This window comes from Pelagibius sp. Alg239-R121 (assembly GCF_947331435.1).
GTDB lineage: Bacteria > Pseudomonadota > Alphaproteobacteria > Kiloniellales > Kiloniellaceae > Denitrobaculum.
Window position 1 is genome coordinate 1 of sequence record NZ_CAMZOF010000045.1, and the last position, 1,356, is coordinate 1,356.

Consider the following 1,356-nt stretch of genomic DNA (forward strand, 5'->3'; position numbering starts at 1 on the left):
AACGTCAATCGTTGTTTCAACGGAAAAAGCGACACTGAAGCTGCCGATCTGACAGCGAGAAAGCTGACCTTTGTCACAATGCAGAAAAACTGCACCAAGGGCTCTTTTGAGACCTTCGCCGCGTTCGTAACGAATGACCAGTCTGCGATGAGCGGCCGTTCGCTGCGCAGTGCACGAACTCACACAGCGCGGGACAGACCTGCCTTTGGTTTTAAGTGAATCCGGACTGTAATTTCCTCCTAATGAAAGTTTCTATAGGTTGAAGGACGGCAAATGACTTGGGCGCATTATGGAAATTTCAGCACGAACCACAACTGCTGCTCTACGCAAGCATGTCTTTCCGGTATTAAGGGAAGCTGGGTTTGACGACTGGGCGTCGAGAAAGACATGGCGTCATCGAAAAGGAGCAATCGACTGTGTCGAATTTCGGAGTTTCAATGCCTACCATGCCGGTGTGCTTGATTGCACCACCGCTTCCGTCAGTGTGTGGATTGGTTCTTGGCCATCTTTTTTTCCTACTTCAGAATATCCACCTAAAGATGGGCCAAAAGGGCCTCGCCCAAATGAGGCTGAGATGCCGATTAGAGGCCAGTTGGCCCCCAGCGTTCGGCATTCAAGTATCGTTAGCGATTTGATTTGGGCAATAAAAAGTGAAAAAGAAGCGGAAGTCGCTGCTTTGGAAATCTCTGAACAATTTAGGACCTACGGTTTATCTTGGTTAAGCAAAGAGTGGCGAGCCGATGCACTGCTAGAATTTTTGATCGAAGAGCCTGACGGCTACGCGGAGCTCGAAGCGGGACCACACGGCGCGTATCAATGTTTAGATGCCGGAAACACTGACAGTCCGTTACGAAACCGAATGCTTGGTGAGCTCGCGGTCGCCTCAGGTAATTACAAACTGGCAGCAGAAAAGTACGAACGCGCACGTTGGGCGTTGAACCAGAAGTTTAATGAGAGGTATCTCTATCTGTCAGAAACAGAGGACCAGAAGTTACTTGATCTTGTAGCTCGCTACGAAAAGTTGGCGGGCCCAAATTAAATTCGACCAATTGCCCGAGTATCCGAAACAAGCAACTTGGGCTCATTGCGGGACAAAGCTGCTCTATTCATCCTCCGCTCGATCACCAAACACATGGATGTTGTGTGCGCCGAGTTGTTCGAGAGATTCCAATAACTCGGAGATCGCTACTGAAGCGCTTGATCCAAAATCGATGCTAAAGGCGTTATCACTCCTTAGAACGGAATGGATAGAGTTGGAAAGTCCCGCAGTTTGGTTAGATGAATTAGTTCTGACCTGATCTGACACAGCTCTGTTGGAGGAGCGAGGGTTACCGGTTTTGATGGTGGTGCCAAGCC

At 49.3% G+C, this 1,356-nt stretch carries 3 protein-coding genes; 2 read left to right on the forward strand and 1 reads right to left on the reverse strand.

Annotation, left to right across the window (positions count from 1 at the left end; genetic code table 11):
- Both QMZ18_RS36885 and QMZ18_RS36890 read left to right on the forward strand, forming a co-directional pair.
- On the forward strand, positions 1–219 hold a 219-nt coding region (locus QMZ18_RS36885), incomplete at its 5' end, for a hypothetical protein (protein ID WP_282611439.1).
- 70 nt (positions 220–289) lie between these two features.
- The gene (locus tag QMZ18_RS36890) at positions 290–1,039 is read left to right on the forward strand and encodes a hypothetical protein (protein WP_282611440.1); all 750 of its coding nucleotides are present in this window, start codon (positions 290–292) and stop codon (positions 1,037–1,039) included.
- A 63-nt stretch (positions 1,040–1,102) separates the two neighbouring features.
- On the opposite strand, the gene QMZ18_RS36895 is transcribed toward QMZ18_RS36890, so the two are convergent.
- Positions 1,103–1,356 (reverse strand): hypothetical protein (locus QMZ18_RS36895; protein WP_282611441.1); only part of this gene is annotated, 254 nt, incomplete at its 5' end.